Here is a 23,866-nt window from a genome sequence, read left to right on the forward strand (position 1 = left end):
CCACGACGTACGCCGCACCTTACGAACCACCCGCACCCCCACGGCGAAGACCGCTCAACGAGCCGGCGTACTCACCACCCGCCTCGGCCACGATCTCCTCGACGCTCTGGGCTTCCCGCACGGTCGCGAAGGCCACACCCTGGTCCCCGCCCCCGGCGAACCCGTACACCCCCGGCCGCGCCAGCGAGTTGTACGCGTAGTGGTGCGCGAAGTAGTACGCCCCCGTGTCCAGCGCCGCCGCGTAGTCCCCCTGCTCCAGCAGCGGCAGCGCACGCCCCGCCGCCAGCAGGTCCCCCGCGAAGCACGCCGGTCCCGCCACGTCCTGCACCACGTCCGGCCCCTCCTTCGGCAGCCCCTTGCCGTCGTACGCGGCGATCCGCAGCGGCCACGCCCCCGGCGCGTACACCGTCCGCGTCGCCACCTGCACGCCCGCGTGCGTCACCGCGACCGGCCGGCCCCCGGCGCTCTTGGCGTACTCCACGCGGGCCACGACCGTGCCGTGCTTGGCCAGCAGCGACCGCCCGAACTCGGTGACCAGCCCGTACCGCCCGTCGAACAGTCCCGGCACCGCCTCGCGCAGCACCCGCGCGTACTGGGCGTACGTCGGTGCCGTCTCGTCGGAGGTGAAGTTCACCGGCAGCCCGCCGCCGATGTCGAGGGTGTCCACCTGCCGGCGCCCGGCCCGGTCGTTGATCTCCTCGGCGAGCGCGTACGTCTCGGCCACGCCCTCGGCCATCAACGTGAGCGGGATGCCCTGGGAGCCGGTGTGCGCGTGCAGCCGGGTCAGCCAAGGCCGGTCCAGATACGCCCGCACCACCCACTCGCGCGCCCCCTCGTCGCGCAGCGCCACGCCGAACTTCGAGGTCGCCGTGGCCGTCGACAGCGCCTCGATGGAGCCCCCTCCGACCTGCGGGTTCACCCTCATGCCGAGCGGGGAGCGGCTCGTCCCCGCCGCCATCAGGGCGTCGAGGCGCCCCAGCTCCTGCGGGTTGTCCGCGTTGACGGCGATGCCCAGCGCCAGCGCCTCGCGCAGCTCGCCCGGCGTCTTGGCGGGCGAGTCCAGCACCGTCCGCTCCGCAGGCACCCCCGCGGCCCGCGCCAGGGCCAGCTCACCCGGGCTCGCGACCTCCGCGCCGACGCCCTCCTCGTGCAGCAGCCGCAGCACCGGGACCAGAGGGCTCGCCTTCACCGCGAACGCGTGCAGCACGGGCGTCCCGGGGGCCGTCACCGCCTCGAACGCGGCCCGCAGCGCCGCCGCCGACTCACGGATCCCGGCGACGTCCAGCAGCCCGACGATCGGGGCGTCGGGCCCGAGCAGCCCTTGCTCCACGGCCGCCCGCACCGCCTGGTCCCGCCGCGCGGCCCGCTCCGCGTCGCTGCCGTCCAGATCACCGCTCGTGCCCACGCCGTCGCTCACGCGATCCTCCGTCCCTTCGCCGCCTGCCCGGACGTCCAGCCAAACATCCGCGCCGCGCCCGCGCCGCGACACGGGCGTATTGACTAGTTCTATTCACGAGGCGAGGATATGAATATCCGCAGTAACAATCCGCCGGGAGCAAGCCACCAGGAGGCAGACCATGTCCGGACCCCGCCCTGTCCGAGCGCCACGCGGTACGCAGCCGAGCGCCCTGGGCTGGCAGCAGGAGGCCGCCCTGCGGATGCTGCAGAACAACCTCGACCCCGAGGTCGCCGAGCACCCCGACAAGCTCGTCGTCTACGGCGGCACCGGCAAGGCGGCCCGCGACTGGCGCTCCTTCGACGCCATGGTCCGCACCCTGAAGACCCTCAAGCAGGACGAGACGATGCTCGTCCAGTCGGGCCGCCCGGTCGGCGTCATGCAGACCCACGAATGGGCCCCGCGCGTCCTCATCGCCAACTCCAACCTCGTCGGCGACTGGGCCAACTGGGAGGAGTTCCGCCGTCTGGAGGCCCTCGGCCTGACCATGTACGGGCAGATGACGGCCGGCTCCTGGATCTACATCGGCACCCAGGGCATCCTCCAGGGCACCTACGAGACCTTCGCCGCCGTCGCCGCGAAGCTGCATTCGATGGGCAAAGGGGTCGGCGGCACCCTCGCCGGGACCATCACCCTCACCGCCGGCCTCGGCGGCATGGGCGGCGCCCAGCCCCTCGCCGTCACCATGAACGACGGCGTCGCGATCTGCATCGACTGCGACCCCCGCGCCATCGACCGCCGCATCGAGCACCGGTACCTCGACGTGCGGGCCGACTCCCTCGACCACGCCCTCCACCTGGCCACCGAGGCCCGCGACCAGCGCAAGCCGCTGTCCATCGGCGTCCTCGGCAACGCCGCCGAGCTGGTGCCGCAGCTCCTCGCCATGGGCGCCCCCATCGACATCGTGACCGACCAGACCTCGGCCCACGACCCGCTGGCGTACCTCCCCGTCGGCATCGCCTTCGAGGACATGGCCGACGCCGCCGCCAAGGACCCGGCGGGCTTCACCACCCGCGCCCGCGAGTCCATGGCCCGGCACGTCGAGGCCATGGTCGGCTTCCAGGACGCCGGCGCCGAGGTCTTCGACTACGGCAACTCCATCCGCGGCGAGGCCCAGCTCGCCGGATACGACCGGGCCTTCGCCTTCCCCGGCTTCGTCCCCGCCTACATCCGCCCCCTCTTCTGCGAGGGCAAGGGCCCCTTCCGCTGGGCCGCCCTGTCCGGCGACCCCGCCGACATCGCCAAGACCGACAAGGCGATCCTCGACCTCTTCCCGGAGAACGAGTCGCTGGCCCGCTGGATCAAGATGGCCGGCGAGCGCGTCCACTTCCAGGGCCTGCCCGCCCGCATCTGCTGGCTCGGCTACGGCGAGCGCGACAAGGCCGGTGAGCGGTTCAACGACATGGTCGCGAGCGGCGAGCTGGCCGCGCCGATCGTCATCGGCCGCGACCACCTCGACTGCGGCTCCGTCGCCTCCCCCTACCGCGAGACCGAGGCCATGCTCGACGGCTCCGACGCCATCGCCGACTGGCCGCTGCTCAACGCCATGGTCAACGTGGCCTCCGGCGCCTCCTGGGTCTCCCTGCACCACGGCGGCGGCGTCGGCATGGGCCGCTCCCTCCACGCCGGGCAGGTCACGGTCGCCGACGGCACCGCCCTGGCCGGCGAGAAGATCCGCCGGGTCCTCACCAACGACCCCGGCATGGGCGTCATCCGGCACGTCGACGCCGGATACGACATCGCGGAGTCGGTGGCCGCCGAACGGGACGTGCGGGTGCCGATGCGCGAAGGCCACGAGGGCGGCGCCGCGTGAGCTTCCACAGCATGTGGGCGGAGCTGCTGCCGATCGGCCGCAGCTCCGCCTCCGGCGGCTACCGCCGCTTCGCCTGGACCGGCGCCGACGCCGACTGCCGGGCCTGGTTCCGGCAGCAGGCGCAGGCACGCGGACTGGCCTACGAGGTCGACCGCAACGGCAACCAGTGGGCGTGGCTCGGCGACCCGGCCGCCGGGAACGCCGTCGTCACCGGCTCCCACCTGGACTCCGTCCCCGACGGGGGCGCCTTCGACGGCCCCCTCGGGGTGGTCTCCGCCTTCGCGGCACTGGACGAACTGCGCGGCAGGGGAGCGCGGATCGCCAGGCCCCTGGGCATCGTCAACTTCGGCGACGAGGAGGGCGCCCGCTTCGGCCTCGCCTGCGTCGGCTCCCGGCTGACCTCCGGGGCGCTCACCGTCGAACAGGCCCACCGCCTGACCGACGCCGACGGCATCACGCTGCCCCAGGCCATGGAGACGGCCGGCCACGACCCGGGCACCATCGGCCCCGACCCCGAACGCCTCGACCGCATCGGCGCCTTCGTCGAACTCCACGTCGAGCAGGGCCGCGCCCTCGACCTGTCCGGCGACCGGATCGGCGTCGCCAGCGCCATCTGGCCGCACGGACGCTGGCGGTTCGACTTCCGGGGCGAGGCCAACCACGCCGGCACCACCCGGCTCGCCGACCGGCGCGACCCCATGCTCGGCTACGCCGAGACCGTCCTCGCCGCCCGCCGCGAGGCCGAACTCGCAGGTGCCGTCGCCACCTTCGGAAAGATCGCCGTCGAGCCGAACGGCGTCAACGCCATCCCCTCCCTCGTCCGCGGCTGGCTCGACTCCCGCGCCGCCGACCAGGCGAGCCTGGACACCGTGGTCACCGGCATCGAGAAGGCCGCCCGCGAGTACGCCGCCGCCCACGGCGTCGACCTCGACGTCGTCCGCGAGTCCTTCACGCCCGTCGTGGAGTTCGACCACGCCCTGCGCGACGAACTCGCCCGCATCCTGGGCAGCGACACCGAGCTGAAGGTCCCCGTGCTCGGCACCGGCGCCGGACACGACGCCGGAATCCTCTCCGGACGCGTCCCTACCGCCATGCTGTTCGTACGCAACCCCACCGGGGTCTCGCACTCCCCGGCCGAATCCGCCACCGAGGACGACTGCGTGGCCGGGGTGAACGCACTCGCCGACGTACTGGAAGGGCTGGCCCGCACGTGACCCCCACCGCACGGACGTACTGGCTGGAACACGCCTGGCTCGGCACCCACGTCGAGCCGGGCGTCGCCGTGGACGTGCGCGACGGCCGCGTCGCCGCCGTCCGTACGGACACCCCCACCCCGCCCCCGGGCGCCGAGATCCTGCGCGGACTGACCCTCCCCGGTCTCGCCGACGCCCACAGCCACGCCTTCCACCGCGCCCTGCGCGGCACCGTCCAGGTCGGCTCCGGCACCTTCTGGACCTGGCGCGAGGTCATGTACTCCGTCGCCGACCGGCTGACTCCCGAGACGTACCGCGACCTCGCCCGCGCCGTGTACGCCGAGATGGCCCTGGCCGGCATCACCACCGTCGGCGAGTTCCACTACGTCCACCACGCCCCCGGCGGCACCCCCTACGCCGACCCCAACGCGATGGGCGAGGCCCTGATCCAGGCCGCCGCCGAAGCCGGCGTCCGCATCACCCTCCTCGACACCTGCTACCTCTCCGCCGGCTTCGGCGAACCCCCGAACACCCACCAGCTCCGCTTCTCCGACGGGACGGCGGACGCCTGGGCGGAACGCTGTTCGGTTCTCAAGGAACGGGATCACGCACGGATCGGGGCGGCGATCCACTCCGTACGGGCCGTGCCCGCCGACCAGTTGGCGACCGTGGCACGCTGGGCCGAGGAACGGCGGGCCCCGCTGCACGTGCACCTGTCCGAGCAGACCGCCGAGAACGACGCCTGCCGACGGGCCCACGGATGCACCCCGACCCGGCTCCTCGCCGACCACGGTGTGCTCGGACCCCGCACCACCGGCGTCCACAACACCCACCTCACCGACGAGGACATCGCCCTGCTCGGCGACAGCCGCACCGGCACCTGCATGTGCCCGACCACGGAACGGGACCTCGCCGACGGCATCGGACCCGCACCCGCACTCCAGCGGGCGGGCTCGCCCCTCTCCCTCGGCTCCGACAGCCACGCCGTCGTCGACCTGCTGGAAGAGGCGCGCGCGATGGAGCTGAACGAGCGGCTGCGCTCGCGCACCCGCGGCCACTGGACCGCCGCCGCCCTGCTGCGCGCGGCCACCGCCGACGGCCACGCCGCCCTCGGCTGGGACGACGCCGGCCGCATCGAGGCCGGCGTCCGAGCCGACCTCACGACGATCGCGCTGGACTCGGTCAGAACAGCGGGGCCGCTGCCCAGGCTCGGCGCCGAGACGGCCGTATTCGCGGCGACGGCAGCGGACGTACGGCACACGGTCGTGGGCGGGCGGCACGTCGTACGCGACGGGGCGCACACCCTCGTCCCCGATGTGCCGCAGGCCCTCGCACGGGCCGTCGAAGCCCTGCGCGCCTGACCACCCGACCCCGCCCCCACGAGGACGTCACGCACACCATGAGCAGCAGCACCGTCATCACCAACATCGCCACACTCGTCACCAACGACCCCTCCCTCGGCGACGACTCCCCCCTCGGACTGGTCCGGGACGCGGCCGTCGTCATCGACGGCGACCGCATCGCGTGGACCGGTGAAGCAAGCAAAGCACCCGCCACTGACAAGCGCGTCGACGCCGGCGGCCGGGCCGTCCTGCCCGGCTTCGTCGACTCCCACTCCCACCTCCTCTTCGCGGGCGACCGCACCGAGGAGTTCAACGCCCGCATGTCCGGCCGCCCCTACAGCGCCGGCGGCATCCGCACCACCGTCGCCGCCACCCGCGCCGCGAGCGACGAGGAACTGGAGGCGGGACTCACCCGCTACCTCGCGGAGGCCCTGCGCCAGGGCACCACGACCTTCGAGACCAAGTCCGGTTACGGCCTGACCACCGCCGACGAGTCCCGCGCCCTGCGCATCGCCGCCCGCCACACCGACGAGGTCACCTACCTCGGCGCCCACGTCGTCGCCCCCGAACTCGCCGACGACCCGGCCGCCTACGTCGCCCTCGTCACCGGCGAGATGCTCGACGCCTGCGCCCCGCACGCCCGCTGGGTCGACGTGTTCTGCGAGAAGGGCGCCTTCGACGGCGACCAGGCCCGCGCGATCCTCACCGCCGGCCAGGCCAAGGGCCTGCACCCGCGCATCCACGCCAACCAGCTCTCCTACGGCCCCGGCGTCCAGCTGGCCGTCGAGCTGGACGCCGCCAGCGCCGACCACTGCACCCACCTCACCGACGCCGACGTGGACGCCCTCGCCCACAGCGACACCGTCGCGACCCTGCTGCCCGGGGCCGAGTTCTCCACCCGCGCCGAGTGGCCGGACGCCCGACGCCTCATCGACGCCGGCGTCACGGTCGCGCTCTCCACCGACTGCAACCCCGGCTCGTCCTTCACGTCCTCCGTCCCCTTCTGCATCGCGCTCGCGGTGCGGGACATGGGGATGACGCCGGACGAGGCGGTCTGGTCGGCCACCGCGGGCGGTGCGGCGGCCCTGCGCCGCGACGACGTCGGCCGCGTCACTCCGGGCGCGTACGCCGACCTGACCCTCCTCGACGCCCCGAGCCACGTCCACCTGGCCTACCGGCCCGGCGTGCCGCTGGTCGACGGGGTGTGGCGGCGCGGCGTACGCGTGGTGTGACGCCCTCCCCCGGGACCGCTCAGGAGCCGGCGGCCCCGGCACGCCACCGCTGGTTCGTGCGCCCCGCGTCCGTCCCGACGAGGACCACCGACGTTCCCCCGCCCGGCGTCACCGCACGGTCGGGAGCGATGCCGGGGCGGATCACCCCGCGCCCGTCCACCGAGAAGCGGAGGTTCTGGCCGTTGCGCCCGTCGACCGAGTCGCACAGCCAGATGCCGACGCCCCGGTCGACCGAGCCGCGACTGTCCAGGCAGTAGTCGTCGTCGGCGTACGACTGGACCACCCCGCGCCCGGCGTCGACCCGCCACAGCTGGGTGCGGGCGGCGGTGCACGCGGCCATGACGACGTCCGCCCCCTTCTCCAGGCCGCCGTCCCGGATGTCCAGGCACTGGCCCGACGCGGCGTTCACCACCTGGGCGTAGGCGCTGCCCGGTGGCCGGTACGACGGTGCCGGGGCGGCGGGCGAGGGCGTCGGCCGGGCCGTGCGCGAGGGGGCGGCCGGGCTCGCCGTCCGCGTCGGGGACGAGGACGGGGAGGTCGCCGAGGGGGACGGCGCGGGGGAGGACGGGGGAGCGGGGACGGTCGCCGTCACCGTCACCGGCGGTGGTCCGGCCGGGGGTTCGGAGGTCGCGTCCGCCGCCGGACGGGACGGGGCGTCGCCCGGGGACAGCAGGAGGAAGAGCAGCGGCGCCAGCGCCACGCCCAGAGCCGCCGAGGCCAGCGCGAAACGGCGTGCCGGCGCCCGCCCCCCGGGGACCGCGAGGGACGGGACACCGCCCGCCTCGCGCGCCGCGTACGCCGTGCCCGCCCACGGCAGCAGCCCCTCCGCCAGGGCCGTGCGCGGGGTGTCCCGCAGGGTGCACTGCTCCTCGTACGCGGCCGCGCAGTGTGCGCAGTGCGCCATGTGGGCGTGCAGATCGGCGCTGTCGCGGGGGCTGTCGGGCCGTACCGACTCCTCGACGAGCCGCCGGAAGTCCACGCAGCGCGGGTCGTCGGAGGCGGCGAGCCGGGACCGCAGACAGGCCTGGGCGAGCGACTGGAGCGCCGGGTCGGTGCCGTGGACGACGTCCTGCGGGGTGAGGCCGAGCAGCGTGGCGGTGCGGTCGGCCGGCTCCCGGTCCACGAGCCCGTACCAGATCAGGCCCCGGGACCGGGACGGCAGGGAGCGGAAGGCGGACAGCATGGGCGGGACCGGAGGGCGGCCGGTGCCCGCCGTGTTCAGTACGAGGAGCAGGTTCGGGTCGAGTCCGGCGGCCCGCTCGTCGGCCGCCCACCCGGCCGCGACCTCCGCGGTCAGCGTCAGCAGCCGGTGGCGCCACGGTCCGCCGCCGTCGGTGCCGCGCGCGGCCTGACGCGCCGCCAGGGTGAAGGCCGCGGCAGCCAGTTGGCGTGCCGCGGACTCGCCGGCCGCGCACAGACGGGCGTAGGCGAGGACCGGCGGCTGGTGCCGCGCCCGCAGCTCCTGGAGCGCCGGATACGCGGTGGGCGTGTCGGTGCGCAGCAGTTCGGTCAGCCGCGCGTCGGACGCGCCGGTGCGCGCCCCGCCCCCGGCCTGGGCATCGCCGCCGGTCCCGTCGCCCCGAGCCATCCGTCCGCCTCCTCGCACCGCGTCGCCACCGCACCGGTCCTGACGTACCGGCCAGTTTGCGGGTGCCCATAGTGATGGAACGGGGCCCGGGAGGAAAGAGGTTGCCGTGGGTAACAGCGGGCGTCCGCCGCTCGGCGGGTGCGGAACCCGAAGGGGGGCGGCCCGGCCCGGACCGCCCCTCTGGAGGACAAGCGTCACCCGGTGAGGATCACTCCTCGACCGTGAGCCCCTTGCGCAGCCGTACCAGCGTCCGCGACAGCAGCCGGGACACGTGCATCTGGGAGATGCCGAGTTCCTCGCCGATCTCCGACTGGGTCATGCCCGCCACGAAGCGCAGGGACAGGATCTTCCGGTCCCGGGGCGGGAGTTCGGCGATCAGCGGCTTCAGCGACTCGACGTACTCGATGCCCTCGAGTCCGTGGTCCTCGTAGCCGATGCGGTCGGCGAGCGCGCCCTCCGCGTCGTCCTCCTCCGGCTGGGCGTCCAGCGAGGAGGCGGTGTAGGCGTTCGAGGCGGCCATGCCCTCGACGACCTCGTCCCGGGACAGGCCGAGGTGCTCGGCCAGTTCGGACACCGTCGGGGCGCGGTCGAGGCGCTGGGCCAGCTCGTCGCCGGCCTTGGCCAGGTCGAGCCGCAGCTCCTGCAGCCGGCGCGGGACGCGCACGGACCACGAGGTGTCGCGGAAGAAACGCTTGATCTCGCCGATGATGGTCGGCATCGCGAACGTGGGGAACTCGACACCGCGCGACATCTCGAAGCGGTCGATCGCCTTGATCAGGCCGATGGTGCCGACCTGGATGATGTCCTCCATCGGCTCGCTGCGGGAGCGGAAGCGGGAGGCGGCGAACTTGACCAGTGCGAGGTTGAGCTCGACGAGCGTGTTGCGCACGTACGAGAAGTCGTGGGTGCCTTCCTCCAGCGATTCCAGCCGCTCGAAGAGGGTCTTCGACAGGGCTCGGGCGTCCGCCGGAGTCACCTCGTCGAAGGCGGGGATGTCCGGGAGCCCGGCGAGGGTGCCGTCGTGACCGACGGCAGCGTCATGGTGCTCGATGGGATCCAGATGTTCCGGAGGGAGTGTCGACGTCGCTTCCTGGGTACGCGATCCGTCGAGCCGGGGTGACATGGTGTCCTCCATCGTTCTCGGCATACGGCTGCCGAAGCCAATTGCGTGCACTGCGGTGTGCGGCGCCTCCAAAGCCGGCCGTGTCGGGTGTGTGTTCCTACTAGCCCTACCGGGTTTACCGAGCCCACCGCAAGTGTGTTCTGTGTGGGTATGTCCGTTTGTGTGCACTTGTTCGGGTGTCGGAGTGCCGTGGGAAGGCGTAGTGTTCGAGGGCGTCAGCAGCAGTCACGACGTCGGGAGAGAGAAACGGCATGGACCGCGGGACGGTCGGCAGCGCACAGTCGGGCCGGCTTCTGGTCGAGGTGCGCGAAGAGGGCCCCAGTGCCGTCGTGACTCCGGCGGGTGAGTTGGATCACCACACCGCCGATCTGTTGCGCGAGCCACTGGAGGAATGCCTCGCCAAGGGATTCAACCGGCTCGTCGTCGACTGTTCGCGCCTGGAGTTCTGTGACTCCACGGGACTCAACGTCCTGCTCGGCGCGCGGTTGAAGGCGGAAGCCGCAGGGGGTGGCGTACATCTCGTGGCCATGCAGCCGGTGGTGGCGCGCGTGTTCGAGATCACGGGGGCCGAAGCGGTCTTCACCCTCCATGACACGCTCGAGGCGGCGCTGTCGGACGAGTCCGACTGAGCCGTGGCCCCGGGCACGGCGGCGGGTCTCGTGCGGCCTCTGATGCCGGCGTTTTCACCCCGTCCCGTGTTTCGTGGCGAATACAGGGGTGTTCAGCCGGTCCGGTCGGGCAGGAGACATCCTGACTGTGACTGTGACTGTGTACGACTTTGAAACGTGAACTGGTGAATCGGTGAGGTGAAGCGCTGATGAGCACCACCCGGCCCTACTCGCCGGGCGACCGCGGTCCGGAGCCCAGCGGCGCTTCCGGGGCGTCCGACGGGGGCGCGCCCGGGGCCGGTGAGCCCGGGGGAGGCGGCGCGCCCGCTCCTGGGACCGGCGTGCCCGCATCCGCGTCGGCGGCCGTGGCGGGTGGCCGCCAGGTCCGCAGGCTGAGCTTCGACGACCAGAGCGGTGTCGTCCCGCTCGCCCGTGACTTCACCCGCGAGGCGCTGTACGCGTGGGGCTGGCTGCCCTCCGCCACCGCCGACCAGCGTGCCGCCGCGGAGGACGTGCTGCTCGTCGTCTCCGAGCTGGTCACCAACGCGTGCCTGCATGCCGAGGGGCCGGACGAGCTGTCGATCACCTGCGACAAGAAGGTGATCCGGCTGGAGGTCTCCGACCGCGGCGCGGGCCAGCCCGCACCCCGCACCCCGCATCGCGCGGGCCGCCCCGGCGGCCACGGCATGTTCATCGTGCAGCGCCTGTGCCTGGACTGGGGCGTCGTACGGACCCCGGGCGTCGCGGGCAAACGAGTCTGGGCGGAGCTGGGCGCCCCGGCGTAACCGCCGACCGCCTCCGGCGGTACGCCGGCCGATCGCGCCTCGCGGCAGGTCGGCCTGTGCGCCCCCTGGCCGCACCGCGCAGCACGCCGCCGGCCTGTGCGCCCGCAGGCTGCATCCCACGCCCGGGCGTGGCGCCGGGCTCGCTCCGCCGTCAACGCACGGTGCCGAGGCGCAGACCGCGGCGCGCCTGCCCGGTACCGCCAGGTGTCCGTCGGCCTCACCTCATCCGGCCGACCGGCCGCACACGGCGAGGATCACGCCTGGACGTCTCGAGCCTGCACGGGGCCCCGCGCCCCACGAACGGCCCTCGCAGCCGCGAGAGGCCGGCGAGGCTCGACCCGCGCGCCGCGTCGCCCCCACATCCCGTGCTGTGGCCGCCTTACCGCCGAGACGGATCCCTGTCCCCGCGTCGGGGTGTGCTGCGATGCGCGGCGGGCTGGGCGGGGGTGGGTCGCGCGGCCCGGCGCTGACGGGGTGCCGCTGCGCCCACCCGTGCCGCCCCCGCGGCACGACTGCCCGCAGCTGGGGCGGTGCGGATGACCCGCAGCCAGGGCGGCAGGGGCCGGGTGCTCGGCCAGGGCGGTGGGGGAAGCGCGCAGTGTGGGCGGCGTGAGCCGGGCGCTCAGGTGCCACACCCCGGCCGAGCCGCGCAACGTCTATGCGACGACCAAGCCGGCGCAGGAGCACCTGGCCGCCGCCTGGAACCGGACGGCCGGCGGGGGTGACCCGCAGCGTCAGCAGCGCGAGCGGCGCGCGGTGTGGCGGCATGGGTGGCCCGCACCTGCCGCATCGGCGGCCCTCGGCCGCGGCCGCACGGGGCCCGGCCGCGGTGCGGTGGCTGGCGCGGCCGCCTGCCGCCGAGGTGGGCCGCCCGGCCGGGGACTCCCCGCAACGCCCGGAGGGCCACCGCATCCGGGCAAGGATGGGGTGGCCCTCCGAGAGCAAGGTCCGGCCGGCAGGCCTCAGCGGACGTCGCCCATGAGTTCCTTGACGCGCTTGCGGTACATCCACACCGCCGCACCGGCGACCACGGCGAGCGTGGCCTCCAGCGCCACGATGCCCGTCTTGTTCAGGTCGACGCCGGCGATGGAGAGCAGACCGGTCGTGGCGTCACCGGCGGTGACGGCCAGGAACCAGACGCCCATCATCTGCGACGCGTACTTCACCGGCGCCATCTTCGTGGTGACCGACAGACCGACCGGCGACAGCAGCAGCTCACCGCAGGTCTGGACGAAGTAGATCGCCACCAGCCACAGCGCCGCCGCCTTGTGACCGCCGTCGGCGATCGCCAGCGGGGCGAGGAAGAGGAAGAAGGACGCGCCGACCAGCACCAGGCCGAACGAGAACTTCACGATCGTGCTCGGCTCCTTGCCGCGGCGGGCCAGCGCCAGCCACAGCGAGGCGAAGACCGGGGCCAGGGCCATGATGATGACCGGGTTGACCGACTGGTACCAGGAGACCGGGAACTCCCAGCCGAGGACACTGTTCTCGGCGGAGGAGTCGGCGAAGATCGACAGCGTCGAGCCGCCCTGGTCGTAGATCATCCAGAAGACGGCCGCCGCGACGAAGAACCAGATGTACGCCGACATCTTCGACTGCTCGGCACGGTCCAGCGACTTGTCGCGCTTGATGCGGGTCAGCACCAGGATCGGGATGATCACGCCCAGCAGGGTCAGCGGGACCAGGATCCAGTTCAGCGTGTAGTGGCCGGAGAAGCCGACGATCGCGTAGAACACGACGGCGATCGCGGCCCAGAACGCGGCCTTGCGCAGCGTCGAGGTCTTCTCCTCCACCGACAGCGGCTTCGGGACGACGCTGGAGTGCGGGTTGAGGTGGCGGCTGCCGATCAGGAACTGGACCACACCGAGCGCCATGCCGACCGCGGCGAGCGCGAAGCCCAGGTGCCAGTTGACGCTCTCACCGATGGTGCCGATGGTCAGCGGCGCCACGAAGGCACCGAGGTTGATGCCCATGTAGAAGACGGTGAAGCCACCGTCGCGGCGCGGGTCGTCCGGACCGTCGTAGAGCTGGCCGACCATCGTCGAGATGTTGGCCTTCAGCAGACCCGAGCCGATGGCGACCAGACCGAGACCCGCGTAGAACGTGCCCGAGGAGGGCAGGGCCAGCGTGAGGTGGCCGAGCATGATGACGCCGCCGGCGATGGCCACGGTCTTGCGGGGGCCCCAGACACGGTCGCCGAACCAGCCGCCCGGCATCGTGAGCAGGTACACCAGCGACAGGTACACCGAGTAGATCGCGGTCGCGGTGCCGGCGCTGAGGCCGAGACCGCCCGGAGCGACGAGGTACAGCGGGAGCAGAGCCCTCATGCCGTAGTAGGAGAAACGCTCCCACATCTCGGTCATGAAGAGAGTGGCCAGTCCGCGGGGGTGGCCGAAGAAGGTCTTCTCGGAACCGGGGGTGCCCGGGCGGACCGAGTCCTTCGTCAGGCTGGACGCCATGGTCGTTCCTTGCTGTCGGGACGCGCTCATGAGGCGATGCGCGCCCGGTGGGGGGCAGCCGGCACCGGCGGCCTCACCCGTCCGACCCCACGCCTGAGGGATTCGCCCCGGATCACGGAGCGATGGACGGCGACCACCGGGATCCACGCCTCCGCGCGCTTCTCTGCACGCGATGAGGCCCGGCCACAGGTCATTCCTTTCGAGGCCGGCCGTGGACCGGCCCGCACACGAAAGAGACCTTCAGCGTCGAACTGTCGCCAAAGGTCCTCTGGGTGCTACAGGCGCTGATTCACCATACGGCAGGACACCGCCCGGTATGGAAGGACTTGAGACACGGATCACAGGTGACGACGGAACCGCGAAGGGTCTTTCGAAGGTCCATCCCAGGATGACACCCCACAGCCGCAGGCCCGCAACCGGGGCGGCGGCACGGGCCGGACGGCGTGCGCCCGGCCCGGACGCGGCACCTGTCCGGCATGTCCGGAGGTAAGAGACCCTCACGCCGATCTCACCCCGGGCGTTGCTCCGAGCGGACTACCATCAGCTCATGACCCGTGTACTGCTCGCCGAGGACGACGCGTCCATCTCGGAGCCGCTGGCCCGCGCACTGCGCCGGGAAGGGTACGAGGTCGAGGTGCGTGAGGACGGCCCCACCGCACTCGACGCCGGGATGCAGGGCGGCATCGACCTGGTCGTGCTGGACCTCGGGCTGCCCGGCATGGACGGACTGGAGGTCGCCCGTCGGCTGCGCTCCGAAGGGCACGCCGTGCCGATCCTGATCCTGACCGCCCGCGCCGACGAGGTGGACACCGTCGTCGGCCTGGACGCCGGGGCGGACGACTACGTCACCAAGCCCTTCCGGCTGGCCGAGCTGCTCGCCCGGGTCCGCGCCCTGCTGCGGCGCGGCGCCGCCGAGCCCCAGCAGCCGCCCGCCACGCACGGCGTGCGCATCGACGTCGAGTCGCACCGCGCCTGGATGGGCGAGGAGGAGCTCCAGCTCACCGCCAAGGAGTTCGACCTGCTGCGGGTGCTGGTGCGCGACGCCGGCCGGGTGGTCACCCGCGACCAGCTGATGCGCGAGGTCTGGGACACCACCTGGTGGTCGTCGACGAAGACCCTCGACATGCACATCTCCTGGCTGCGCAAGAAGCTGGGCGACGACGCGGCCAACCCCCGCTACATCGCCACCGTGCGCGGTGTGGGCTTCCGCTTCGAGAAGAACTGAGCCCTCCGGGGCCGTACGCGGGTACGTAGGGGAACATGCGCCGCCGACTGATCCAGTCCACGCTCGCCGTGGTGCTCGTCGTGATCGCCGTGTTCGGCGTCTCCCTCGTCATCGTGGAGACCCGGACGATCAGCACCACCGCCCAGGAGCGTGTGGACCTGGAGGCGGTGCGGCTGGCCAGCATCGTGGACAGCCGGCTGCTCGGCACCGGGTCCGTCGACGAGGGCTTCCTGCGCGAGCAGGTCGCCGACGCCCGGTACGCGGTGATCCGCATCCCCGGTGAGCGGGTCATCGAGGTCGGCAGCAAGCCGGAGGGCGACGTCATCCGCGGCAAGGCTACCGGCGAGGAGGGCGAGACGGTCCTCGTGGAGGAGCCGCGCTCCTCGGTGACCCGGGAGGTCGGCCGGACACTGCTGATCATCGGCCTGGTCGCGCTGCTGGCGGTGATCGCCGCGGTGCTGCTGGCCATCCGCCAGGCCAACCGCCTCGCCTCCCCGCTCACCGACCTCGCCGAGACCGCCGAACGCCTCGGCTCCGGCGACCCGCGCCCCCGGCACAAGCGCTACGGCGTCCCCGAGCTGGACCGCGTCGCGGACGTGCTGGACTCCTCCGCCGAGCGCATCGCCCGGATGCTCACCGCCGAACGCCGTCTGGCCGCCGACGCCTCCCACCAGCTGCGCACGCCGCTGACGGCGCTGTCCATGCGGCTGGAGGAGATCACCCTCACCGACGAGCCGGAGACGGTGAAGGAGGAGGCGACGATCGCGCTGTCGCAGGTGGAGCGGCTGACGGACGTCGTGGACCGGCTGCTGACGAACTCCCGCGACCCGCGCAGCGGCTCCGCCGTCACCTTCGAGCTGGACGACATCATCCAGCAGCAGATCGCCGAGTGGCGTCCCGCCTACCGCAGCTCGGGGCGGGCGATCGTCAGCTCCGGCAAGCGGCATCTGACGGCCGTGGGCACGCCGGGCGCGGTGGCGCAGGTGCTGGCCGCGCTGATCGAGAACTCCCTGATGCACGGCGGCGGCACGGTGGCCCTGCGGACCCGGGTGACGGGCAACCAGGCGGTGGTCGAGGTCACCGACGAGGGGCCCGGTGTCCCGGCCGACCTGGGGGCGCGGATCTTCGAACGCACGATCAGCGGGCGGAACTCGACGGGCATCGGCCTGGCCGTCGCCCGGGACCTGGCCGAGGCGGACGGCGGACGCCTGGAACTCCTCCAGTCCCGGCCCCCGGTCTTCGGCCTGTTCCTGTCCCGGACGCCGCCGAAGAAGTCGTCGTCCCACGAGGGGGAGACGGTGCGCTAGCCGCCGTCAGCGGTGGGCCGCGGGTGTGCCGTCGGCCTCGCGTACCGGCGCCGGGCGTCCGTGCTCCCCGAAGGAGTCCTCCCGCGGCCTCGGATCGGAGGCCGGCAGTGTGCGGAAGACCCAGCTGCGGTACGACCAGAAGCGGAACAGCGTGCCGATGCCGATGCCGAGGAACTTGAAGATGTTGCTCTGCAGCGGGCTGTCCCAGCCGAAGCCGTACGTCGCCGTGTAGAGCACGCCGTTCTCGATCACCAGGCCGACCGCGCTGAACAGCAGGAACAGCGACATCTCGCGGGTGCGGCCGCTCTTGTCGCGGTCCCGGTACGTGAAGTAGCGGAAGCCCAGGTAGTTGAAGACGATCGCGACGACCGTGGCCACGATGCTCGCCCGCACCACCTGGAGGTCGGTCACGTGCCGGACCAGGTTGAAGACGAGGAGGTTGACCAGCACGCCCGCGCCGCCCACCGCGCCGAACTTCAGGGCCTCACGGACCAGCCGGTCGAGCCGCCGGCGCACGCCGCCGCGGGGTGCCGGGGGCGCCGTACGGGCAGCCGAGGAACCATGTCCCATGGTCGTGCAGGCCCCCGTCCATCGGTTGGCGTCGGTCCAGCCATGCTAACCACCCGGGGATGCGATCTTCCTGCGGGCGCGGGTATCGCCCCGCGAGGGGGCCGGGGGACGGCCGGGAAACGGCCGGTAAACCGGTGGGCTCCGCGCGGCCGATACGCTAGGGGTGTGACGTTCCCGGTAGTCGGCATGGTCGGCGGGGGCCAGCTCGCGCGTATGACACACGAGTCGGGCATCCCGTTGGGCATCAGGTTCAAGCTTCTCAGTGACACCCCTCAGGATTCCGCGGCGCAGGTCGTCAGCGATGTCGTCATCGGCGACTATCGCGACCTCGACACGCTGCGCGCGTTCGCGAGGGGCTGCGACGTGATCACGTTCGATCACGAACACGTACCGACCGAGCACCTACGGGCTCTGGAGGCGGACGGCATCCCCGTGCGCCCCGGGCCCGACGCGCTGGTCCACGCCCAGGACAAGGGGGTGATGCGAGCCAAGCTGGTCGAGATCGGCGTGCCCTGTCCGCGGCACCGGATCGTGAGCGATCCGGCCGACGTGGCCGCCTTCGCGGCGGAGGGTGGGGGCTTCCCGGTCGTTCTCAAGACGGTCCGCGGCGGTTACGACGGCAAGGGCGTGTGGGTCGTCGACTCCGTCGAGGAGGCCGCCGAGCCCTTCCGCGCCGGCGTGCCCGTGCTGGCGGAGGAGAAGGTCGACTTCGTCCGCGAGCTGGCCGCCAACGTCGTCCGCTCCCCGCACGGCCAGGCGGTGGCCTACCCCGTCGTCGAGTCCCAGCAGGTGAACGGCGTGTGCGACACGGTGATCGCACCCGCCCCCGACCTGGAGCGGGACCTGGCGCTGCGGGCCGAGGAGATGGCCCTCAGCATCGCCAAGGAACTCGGCGTCGTCGGCCACCTCGCCGTCGAGCTGTTCCAGACCCGCGACGGCCGCATCCTGGTCAACGAGCTCGCGATGCGCCCGCACAACTCCGGCCACTGGACGATGGACGGCGCGATCACCTCGCAGTTCGCCAACCACGTCCGCGCCGTCCTCGACCTGCCGCTGGGCGACCCGCGCCCGCGCGCACCGTGGACGGTCATGGTCAACGTCCTCGGCGGCGACTACCCGGACATGTACTCCGCGTACCTGCACTGCATGGCCCGCGACCCCCAGCTGAAGATCCACATGTACGGCAAGGACGTGAAGCCCGGCCGTAAAGTCGGCCACGTCAACACCTACGGCGACGACCTGGACGACGTGCTGGAGCGCGCTCGTCACGCTGCCGGCTACCTGAGAGGGACGATCACCGAATGAGCCCGGTCAGCCCGGTCGTGGGCATCGTCATGGGGTCGGACTCCGACTGGCCCGTCATGGAGGCCGCCGCCAAGGCGCTCGACGAGTTCGAGATCCCCTACGAGGTCGACGTCGTCTCCGCGCACCGCATGCCGCACGAGATGATCGCGTACGGCGAGCAGGCGGCCGGGCGCGGGCTGAAGGCGATCATCGCCGGGGCCGGGGGCGCCGCCCACCTGCCCGGCATGCTCGCCTCGGTCACCCCGCTGCCGGTCATCGGTGTGCCGGTGCCGCTGAAGTACCTGGACGGCATGGACAGCCTCCTGTCCATCGTGCAGATGCCGGCCGGTGTCCCCGTCGCCACCGTCTCCGTCGGCGGCGCCCGCAACGCCGGCCTCCTGGCCGCCCGCATGCTCGCCGCCCACGACGAGGAGCTGCTCGGCCGGATGCGCGAGTTCCAGCAGGACCTCAACGACCAGGCGACCGAGAAGGGCAAGCGGCTGCGCAACAAGGTCGCGGGCTCGGCGGCCGGCTTCGGCTTCGGGAAGTGACCCGGATGACCTCGCTGGACCAGGCCCGGGAGCTGCTGCGGGAGTTCCCCGTCGTCGACGGTCACAACGACCTGCCGTGGGCGCTGCGCGAGCAGGTCCGTTACGACCTCGACGCCCGGGACATCGCCGAGGACCAGTCCGCCCACCTGCACACCGACCTCGCCCGGCTGCGGGCCGGCGGCGTCGGTGCGCAGTACTGGTCGGTGTACGTCCGCTCGGACCTGCCGGGCGCGGTGACGGCGACGCTGGAGCAGATCGACTGCGTACGGCGGCTGATCGACCGCCACCCCGGGGAGCTGCGGGCCGCGCTGACCGCCGCCGACATGGAGGCGGCCCGCGGCGAGGGCCGTATCGCGTCGCTGATGGGCGCCGAGGGCGGCCACTCCATCGACAACTCCCTCGCGACCCTGCGCGGGCTGTACGCGCTCGGCGTGCGCTACATGACGCTCACCCACAACGACAACGTGGCGTGGGCGGACTCGGCGACCGACGAGCCCGGCGTCGGTGGTCTGTCGGCCTTCGGCCGCGAGGTCGTGCGGGAGATGAACCGCGAGGGCATGCTGGTCGACCTCTCGCACGTCGCCGCGACGACGATGCGGGACGCGCTGGACACCTCCACCGCGCCGGTGATCTTCTCGCACTCCTCCGCCCGGGCCGTCTGCGACCACCCGCGCAACATCCCGGACGACGTGCTGGAGCGGCTGCCCGCCAACGGCGGCATGGCGATGGTGACGTTCGTGCCGAAGTTCGTGCTCCAGGCCGCTGTGGACTGGACGGCCGAGGCCGACGAGAACATGCGCGCGCACGGCTTCCACCACCTGGACACCAGCCCGGAGGCGATGAAGGTCCACCGCGCCTTCGAGGAGCGCACCCCGCGCCCGGTCGCCACGGTGTCCACGGTCGCCGACCACCTCGACCACATGCGCGAGGTCGCCGGCGTCGACCACCTCGGCATCGGCGGCGACTACGACGGCACGCCGTTCACGCCGGACGGCCTCGACGACGTCTCGGGCTACCCGAACCTCGTCGCCGAGCTGCTCGACCGCGGCTGGTCCCAGGCCGACCTGGCCAAGCTGACCTGGAAGAACGCGGTACGGGTGCTGGGCGCCGCCGAGGACGTCGCCAGGGCGCTTCAGGCGACGCGGGGGCCGTCCAACGCGACGTTGGAGGACCTGGACGGCTGAGCCGTCTCCTCCGCGAGGGCGGGGTAGTCGGTGTATCCGGTCGCCCCGCCCACGTACATGAGGTACCGGTCCCGTACCGGGTTCAGCGGTGCCCCGCGCCGCAGCCGGACCACCAGGTCGGGGTTGGCCAGGAAGGGCCGGCCCAGGGCGATCAGGTCGGCGCCGGCGGCCAGCAGCCGCTCGGAGGCGTGGCGCACGGTGTCCGTGGTGGGCGCCTCGCCGAGCACCGGGTTGGCGATCAGCACGCCCGGCCATCCGGCGCGGATCGTCCGGAACACCGGGTCGTCCGGGTCGGCGAAGACCTGGTGGAGATAGGCGAGCCCGAGCCCGCCGAGCCGTTCCACGAGCGCGGAGTAGATCTCCTCGGTCTCGCCCTCCGCGATGCCGTTGACGGTGTTGCCGGGGGAGACGCGCAGGCCCACCCGTTCGGCGCCGATCTCGGCGGCCACGGCCTCGGTCACCTCGGACGTGAACCGGATCCGCCCGGCGAGCGAACCGCCGTAGCCGTCGGTGCGGCGGTTGGTGTTGGCGGCCAGGAACTGGTGCAGGAGGTGTCCGTTGGCGGAGTGCACCTCGACCCCCTCGAACCCGGCGTCGAGCGCGTTGCGTGCGGCGCGCGCGAAGTCCGCGACGGTGGTGCGGATGTCCTCGGCGGTCATCTCCCTCGGGACGACGGCCGGACGGTGGCCCCCGGGCGTGAAGATCGTCTCGGGCAGTGCCACCGGCGAGGGCGCGACGGGCGTCAGGCCGCTGGTCGCGGGATGACCGACCCGGCCGCCGTGCTGGAGCTGGAGAAACATCCGTCCGCCCGCCTCCCGCACGGCGTCGGTGACCTGCCGCCAGCCCGCCACGTGCCGGGCGCTGTGGACGGCGGTGATGTTCGGGTACGTCTGCCCGACCGCGTTCGGCGTCGCGGCCTCCGCGACGATCAGCCCGGCGGAGGCGCGCTGGGCGTAGTACGTGGCCATGAGCGGGGTCGGAGTGCCGTCGGCCTCGGCGCGGTTGCGGGTCAGCGGGGCCATCACCAGGCGGTTGGGGAGGGTGAGCGGTCCGAGCGGGGCGGAGGCGAAGAGCGCTGTTGTGTTCGTCATGCCCGTACGCTAAAACCTGACACAGGTGTCAGAATCAAGCTCCGGAGGCGACGGCATGCGGATCGGCGAACTCGCCCGGCGTACGGGCGTCAGTGAACGCTCGCTGCGCTACTACGAGAAGCAGGGGCTGCTCGCGGCCGAGCGTACGCCCGGCGGGCACCGCGAGTACGCGGAGGCGGCCGTCGACCGGGTCATCCGCATCCAGGAGCTGTACGCGGCCGGGCTGTGCAGCAGCAAGATCGCCGAGCTGCTGCCCTGCATGCGGGACGGGGACGGCGGGCCCTCGGCCGTCGCCACCCCGAAGCTGGTCGCCGACCTCACCGCGGAACGCGCCCGCATCGACCGGACCATCGCCGACCTGCTCCGTTCCCGGGACACCCTGGACGAGGTGATCGACGCGGCCCGCGGCTGAGCGCGGGCCCCGGGCGCCGTACCCCCGAACGCACCGCCCACCAGGAAGCCCCATCTGCTCCGTGTGACGGTGGCCGTAACGCACGACGACCGTACGGAGCCCGTCATGGCAGACCTCCAGGACGACCTGCACACCGGTACCGAGGCCGGCGAGCTCGACGACCTGCCCGTGCCGCTGCCCGATGACGCCTTCCCGCCCGAGCCCTACGCGCCCGTGTCCGACCCCGGCGACGAGCCGCTGACCCGGGCCCACGCCGTGCTGGCCGCCCACCCCGTCGCCGACGGCTACTGCGGCCTGCCCCGGGCGCTCAAGCATCTGTCCTGGTACGACCTCGAGCTGGGCGAGAGCGGCGTCCACACCGACGTGCCCCGGCTGCGCGAAGGACACGTCGGGGCCCTGTTCTGGTCGCTGCACCTGCCCGAGGGCATCGACGGCGACCGGGCCGTCGGCGCCACCCTGGAGCAGCTCGACCTGGCCAGGACGGTCGTCCGCGCCCACCCCGAGGGCCTCCGGCTGGCGTACGACGCGGGGCAGACCATCGACGCCCGCAACTGCGGCCGCGTCGCCGTGCTGCCCGGCCCCGCCGGAGCCGCCGCGCTCGGCGACAGCCTCGGCATCCTGCGCTCCCTGCACGCCCTCGGCCTGCGGGTGCTCACCCTGACCGGCGCCTCGTGGGCGAGCGAGGCCGGACTGACGCGGTTCGGCGAGGAGGTCGTCCGCGAGATGAACCGGCTCGGCGTCGTCGCCGACCTCTCGGGCGCCGGCGCGGAGACCGTCCGCCGTACGTTCGCCGTCTCCAAGGCGCCCGCGCTGTGCACCCGCTCCGCCGCCCGCGCCCTGCGCCCGCACCCCGCCAACCTGCCCGACGACCTGCTCGCCGAGCTGGGCGCGGCCGGGGGCCTGTGCATGGTGCCGCTGACCGCCGAGCAGACCGGCCCGACCGTCCGGGACGTCGCCGACCACCTGGACCACGTCCGTGAGGTCGCCGGCCCGCGGAGCGTCGGACTGTCCGGCACCTACGACACCGGAACCGCCCACCCGCTGGAGCTCGGCGACGCCTCCTGCTACCCCCGGCTCGTCGCCGAGCTGCTGCGCCGCGGCTGGGACGAGGCGGATGTCGCGCTGCTGACCTGGGGGAACGTGCAGCGTGTGCTGCGGGGTGCGGCCTTCACCGCCCGTGCGGCGCAGCTGCGGCGCCAGCCGTCGACCGCGACGATCGCCGCGCTCGACGGCTGAGCACCGCCGGCGTCAGCTGTGCTCGATCCGGCACAGGCAGAACGGATGCCCCGCCGGATCGGCGTACACCATGAAGTCCTTCTTCTCCCGGTCCTCCAGGTCCAGCGGCCGGGCGCCCAGCGCGAGCACCTTCTCGTGCGCCGCGTCCATCTCCTCCCAGGTCGCCCCGCCGTCGAAGTCGAGGTGGAACTGCTGGGCGTTGCGGTCGGAGCGCGGCCACTCGGGCGGGGTGAGCTCCGCCACCCGCTGGAAGGACACCCGCGGTCCGCCGGGCACCTGGAGCACGACCCAGTCCGGGTCCTCCTCGTCCGGAGTGCCGCCGCCGACCTGCGCGTAGAAGCGGGCCAGCTCGCGGGGCTCGGGACAGTCGACGACGACGGAGCGGAAACGTGCCACGGGTGCCATGGGGTTCCTCCCGGTGATGTGGATGACGTCAGCAGGCACAGAGGCAGAACGGGTGCCCGGCGGGGTCGGCGTAAACGCGGAACGAGCGGGACCGGTCCTCGGCGTCCAGCGGACGGGCGCCGAGCTCCAGCACGGCCTTCTCGGCCGCGTCCAGGTCCGGCACGTCGAGGTCGAGGTGGAACTGCTGCGCGCCGTCGGGCCCCGGCCACTTCGGGGGTACGTACTCGGGGGCGGCCTGGAAGGCCAGGGCCTGCCCGCCGGGCAGCTTCAGGTCGACCCACTCGTCCTGTCCGTCGTTCTGGACCTCGACGGTGCCGCCGAGCACGTCGGCGTAGAAGCGGGCCAGCGCGCGGGGGTCGGGACAGTCCAGGACGACGACGCCCAGCTCGGCTACGGCCATGACTTCCTCCTTGAAGTCAGCGGTTACCCACAAGGTACGGGTAACCGGTAACGGTTACCCCATGCTCCCGCATTGGCAGTAACGTCGCAAGCATGAGTGAGAGATCGCCCGCACCGGGTGGCCTGGACGTGATCGAGGCCCTGGTGAACACGCTGGACCTGGAGACGGGCGCCGACTCGCTGAGCACGCCGGAGGGCCGGGCGCGTTTCGGTCTGACGGAGGACGAGGTGCCGGACGCGCGCGACCTGCGCGAGTCACTGCGCGCGGCCCTGCTCGCGCACGCCGGGCACCCGCCGCACCGCACGGTCACCCCGCTCGGCGAGCTGCTGGCCGGGGCCCCGCTGGTCGTGACGGTCGACCCGGCCGACGGCTCCGCCGCCCTCGCCCCGGCCCGTGCCGGGTCCCTGCTCGCCCGGGTCGCCGCAGCCGTCGCCGAGGCGCTGGTCGCGGGCACCTGGAGCCGCCTCAAGGCGTGCGAGGCCGCCGACTGCCACTGGGCGTACTACGACCGCAGCCCGGCCGGACGCGGGCGCTGGTGCTCGATGCGGGTGTGCGGGGCGCGCGCGAAGATGCGCCGGTACCGCGCCAAGGAGGCGTAAGA

22 protein-coding genes are annotated in these 23,866 nt (G+C 73.0%); 14 read left to right on the top strand and 8 right to left on the bottom strand.

What is annotated here, in order from left to right:
- Positions 1–19 precede the first annotated feature (19 nt).
- On the bottom strand, positions 20–1,417 hold the full coding sequence (locus tag IEZ05_RS34985; RefSeq protein ID WP_189234352.1) for a type III PLP-dependent enzyme domain-containing protein: 1,398 nt from the start codon (positions 1,415–1,417) through the stop codon (positions 20–22).
- A gap of 160 nt (positions 1,418–1,577) precedes the next feature.
- Here IEZ05_RS34985 and hutU point away from each other — a divergent pair, with 160 nt between their 5' ends.
- The 4 genes from hutU to hutI are packed head-to-tail and all read left to right on the top strand — an operon-like array spanning position 1,578 to position 7,037.
- Positions 1,578–3,269 (top strand): urocanate hydratase, encoded by a 1,692-nt coding sequence (hutU, locus tag IEZ05_RS34990; protein WP_189234353.1) that lies wholly within the window; start codon positions 1,578–1,580, stop codon positions 3,267–3,269.
- On the top strand, positions 3,266–4,483 hold the full coding sequence (locus tag IEZ05_RS34995; RefSeq protein WP_189234354.1) for an allantoate amidohydrolase: 1,218 nt from the start codon (positions 3,266–3,268) through the stop codon (positions 4,481–4,483). Before hutU ends, IEZ05_RS34995 begins: the two co-directional genes overlap by 4 nt.
- Positions 4,480–5,823, top strand: coding sequence for a formimidoylglutamate deiminase (locus IEZ05_RS35000; RefSeq protein WP_189234355.1), 1,344 nt, complete (start codon positions 4,480–4,482; stop codon positions 5,821–5,823). The genes IEZ05_RS34995 and IEZ05_RS35000 overlap by 4 nt, the downstream gene beginning before the upstream one ends.
- Positions 5,824–5,861: 38 nt before the next feature.
- Positions 5,862–7,037, top strand: coding sequence for an imidazolonepropionase (hutI, locus tag IEZ05_RS35005; protein ID WP_189234356.1), 1,176 nt, complete (start codon positions 5,862–5,864; stop codon positions 7,035–7,037).
- A gap of 19 nt (positions 7,038–7,056) precedes the next feature.
- On the opposite strand, the gene IEZ05_RS35010 is transcribed toward hutI, so the two are convergent.
- Together IEZ05_RS35010 and IEZ05_RS35015 are read right to left on the bottom strand one after the other, a co-directional pair.
- Complete coding sequence (locus tag IEZ05_RS35010; protein WP_189234357.1) at positions 7,057–8,625, bottom strand: RICIN domain-containing protein; 1,569 nt, start codon at positions 8,623–8,625, stop codon at positions 7,057–7,059.
- Positions 8,626–8,833: 208 nt separating this feature from the next.
- Positions 8,834–9,760: an RNA polymerase sigma factor SigF gene (locus IEZ05_RS35015; RefSeq protein WP_189234358.1), complete on the bottom strand. Its 927-nt coding sequence runs from the start codon at positions 9,758–9,760 to the stop codon at positions 8,834–8,836.
- 239 nt (positions 9,761–9,999) lie between these two features.
- Here IEZ05_RS35015 and IEZ05_RS35020 point away from each other — a divergent pair, with 239 nt between their 5' ends.
- Both IEZ05_RS35020 and IEZ05_RS35025 read left to right on the top strand, forming a co-directional pair.
- Positions 10,000–10,377: an STAS domain-containing protein gene (locus tag IEZ05_RS35020; RefSeq protein WP_161164769.1), complete on the top strand. Its 378-nt coding sequence runs from the start codon at positions 10,000–10,002 to the stop codon at positions 10,375–10,377.
- A gap of 188 nt (positions 10,378–10,565) precedes the next feature.
- Positions 10,566–11,141, top strand: a complete 576-nt coding sequence (locus IEZ05_RS35025) for an ATP-binding protein (RefSeq protein WP_189234359.1) — start codon at positions 10,566–10,568, stop codon at positions 11,139–11,141.
- 962 nt (positions 11,142–12,103) lie between these two features.
- Here the strand turns inward: IEZ05_RS35025 and IEZ05_RS35030 are convergent.
- Entirely contained in the window at positions 12,104–13,600 is a 1,497-nt protein-coding gene (locus IEZ05_RS35030; protein WP_189234360.1) for an MFS transporter, read from the bottom strand.
- Between the two features lie 547 nt (positions 13,601–14,147).
- On the opposite strand from IEZ05_RS35030, the gene IEZ05_RS35035 reads away from it, so the two are divergent.
- Entirely contained in the window at positions 14,148–14,825 is a 678-nt protein-coding gene (locus IEZ05_RS35035; protein ID WP_189234361.1) for a response regulator transcription factor, read from the top strand.
- A 35-nt stretch (positions 14,826–14,860) separates the two neighbouring features.
- Entirely contained in the window at positions 14,861–16,132 is a 1,272-nt protein-coding gene (gene draK, locus IEZ05_RS35040; RefSeq protein WP_189234362.1) for a two-component system sensor histidine kinase DraK, read from the top strand.
- 6 nt (positions 16,133–16,138) lie between these two features.
- Here draK and IEZ05_RS35045 read toward each other — a convergent pair whose 3' ends face one another.
- Positions 16,139–16,702, bottom strand: coding sequence for a GtrA family protein (locus IEZ05_RS35045; protein ID WP_189234363.1), 564 nt, complete (start codon positions 16,700–16,702; stop codon positions 16,139–16,141).
- Between the two features lie 165 nt (positions 16,703–16,867).
- Here IEZ05_RS35045 and IEZ05_RS35050 point away from each other — a divergent pair, with 165 nt between their 5' ends.
- From IEZ05_RS35050 to IEZ05_RS35060, 3 genes are read left to right on the top strand one after another with little or no spacing between them, the layout of a single operon-like run.
- Positions 16,868–18,007 (top strand): 5-(carboxyamino)imidazole ribonucleotide synthase, encoded by a 1,140-nt coding sequence (locus tag IEZ05_RS35050; protein ID WP_189234364.1) that lies wholly within the window; start codon positions 16,868–16,870, stop codon positions 18,005–18,007.
- Positions 18,004–18,537, top strand: a complete 534-nt coding sequence (purE, locus tag IEZ05_RS35055; RefSeq protein WP_189234365.1) for a 5-(carboxyamino)imidazole ribonucleotide mutase — start codon at positions 18,004–18,006, stop codon at positions 18,535–18,537. Before IEZ05_RS35050 ends, purE begins: the two co-directional genes overlap by 4 nt.
- Positions 18,538–18,542: 5 nt before the next feature.
- Positions 18,543–19,721 (top strand): dipeptidase, encoded by a 1,179-nt coding sequence (locus IEZ05_RS35060; protein WP_189234366.1) that lies wholly within the window; start codon positions 18,543–18,545, stop codon positions 19,719–19,721.
- Here the strand turns inward: IEZ05_RS35060 and IEZ05_RS35065 are convergent.
- Positions 19,670–20,812 carry an alkene reductase gene (locus IEZ05_RS35065; protein WP_189234367.1) on the bottom strand — a complete coding sequence of 381 codons (1,143 nt, stop codon included), beginning with the start codon at positions 20,810–20,812 and terminating at the stop codon, positions 19,670–19,672. The two genes, IEZ05_RS35060 and IEZ05_RS35065, sit on opposite strands and share 52 nt — an antisense overlap.
- 55 nt (positions 20,813–20,867) lie before the next feature.
- Between IEZ05_RS35065 and IEZ05_RS35070 the strand changes: the two genes are divergently transcribed.
- The gene (locus IEZ05_RS35070; RefSeq protein ID WP_189234385.1) at positions 20,868–21,224 is read left to right on the top strand and encodes a MerR family transcriptional regulator; all 357 of its coding nucleotides are present in this window, start codon (positions 20,868–20,870) and stop codon (positions 21,222–21,224) included.
- A gap of 105 nt (positions 21,225–21,329) precedes the next feature.
- Complete coding sequence (locus IEZ05_RS35075) at positions 21,330–22,460, top strand: dipeptidase (protein ID WP_189234368.1); 1,131 nt, start codon at positions 21,330–21,332, stop codon at positions 22,458–22,460.
- Positions 22,461–22,472: 12 nt separating this feature from the next.
- On the opposite strand, the gene IEZ05_RS35080 is transcribed toward IEZ05_RS35075, so the two are convergent.
- Together IEZ05_RS35080 and IEZ05_RS35085 are read right to left on the bottom strand one after the other, a co-directional pair.
- Complete coding sequence (locus IEZ05_RS35080; RefSeq protein ID WP_189234369.1) at positions 22,473–22,865, bottom strand: VOC family protein; 393 nt, start codon at positions 22,863–22,865, stop codon at positions 22,473–22,475.
- Positions 22,866–22,893: 28 nt separating this feature from the next.
- Complete coding sequence (locus tag IEZ05_RS35085) at positions 22,894–23,265, bottom strand: VOC family protein (RefSeq protein WP_189234370.1); 372 nt, start codon at positions 23,263–23,265, stop codon at positions 22,894–22,896.
- Positions 23,266–23,357: 92 nt separating this feature from the next.
- Here IEZ05_RS35085 and IEZ05_RS35090 point away from each other — a divergent pair, with 92 nt between their 5' ends.
- Positions 23,358–23,864, top strand: a complete 507-nt coding sequence (locus IEZ05_RS35090; RefSeq protein WP_189234371.1) for a CGNR zinc finger domain-containing protein — start codon at positions 23,358–23,360, stop codon at positions 23,862–23,864.
- Positions 23,865–23,866: the final 2 nt, after the last annotated feature.

Source organism: Streptomyces flaveolus (genome assembly GCF_014648815.1).
In the GTDB taxonomy this organism is placed as follows: domain Bacteria; phylum Actinomycetota; class Actinomycetes; order Streptomycetales; family Streptomycetaceae; genus Streptomyces; species Streptomyces flaveolus.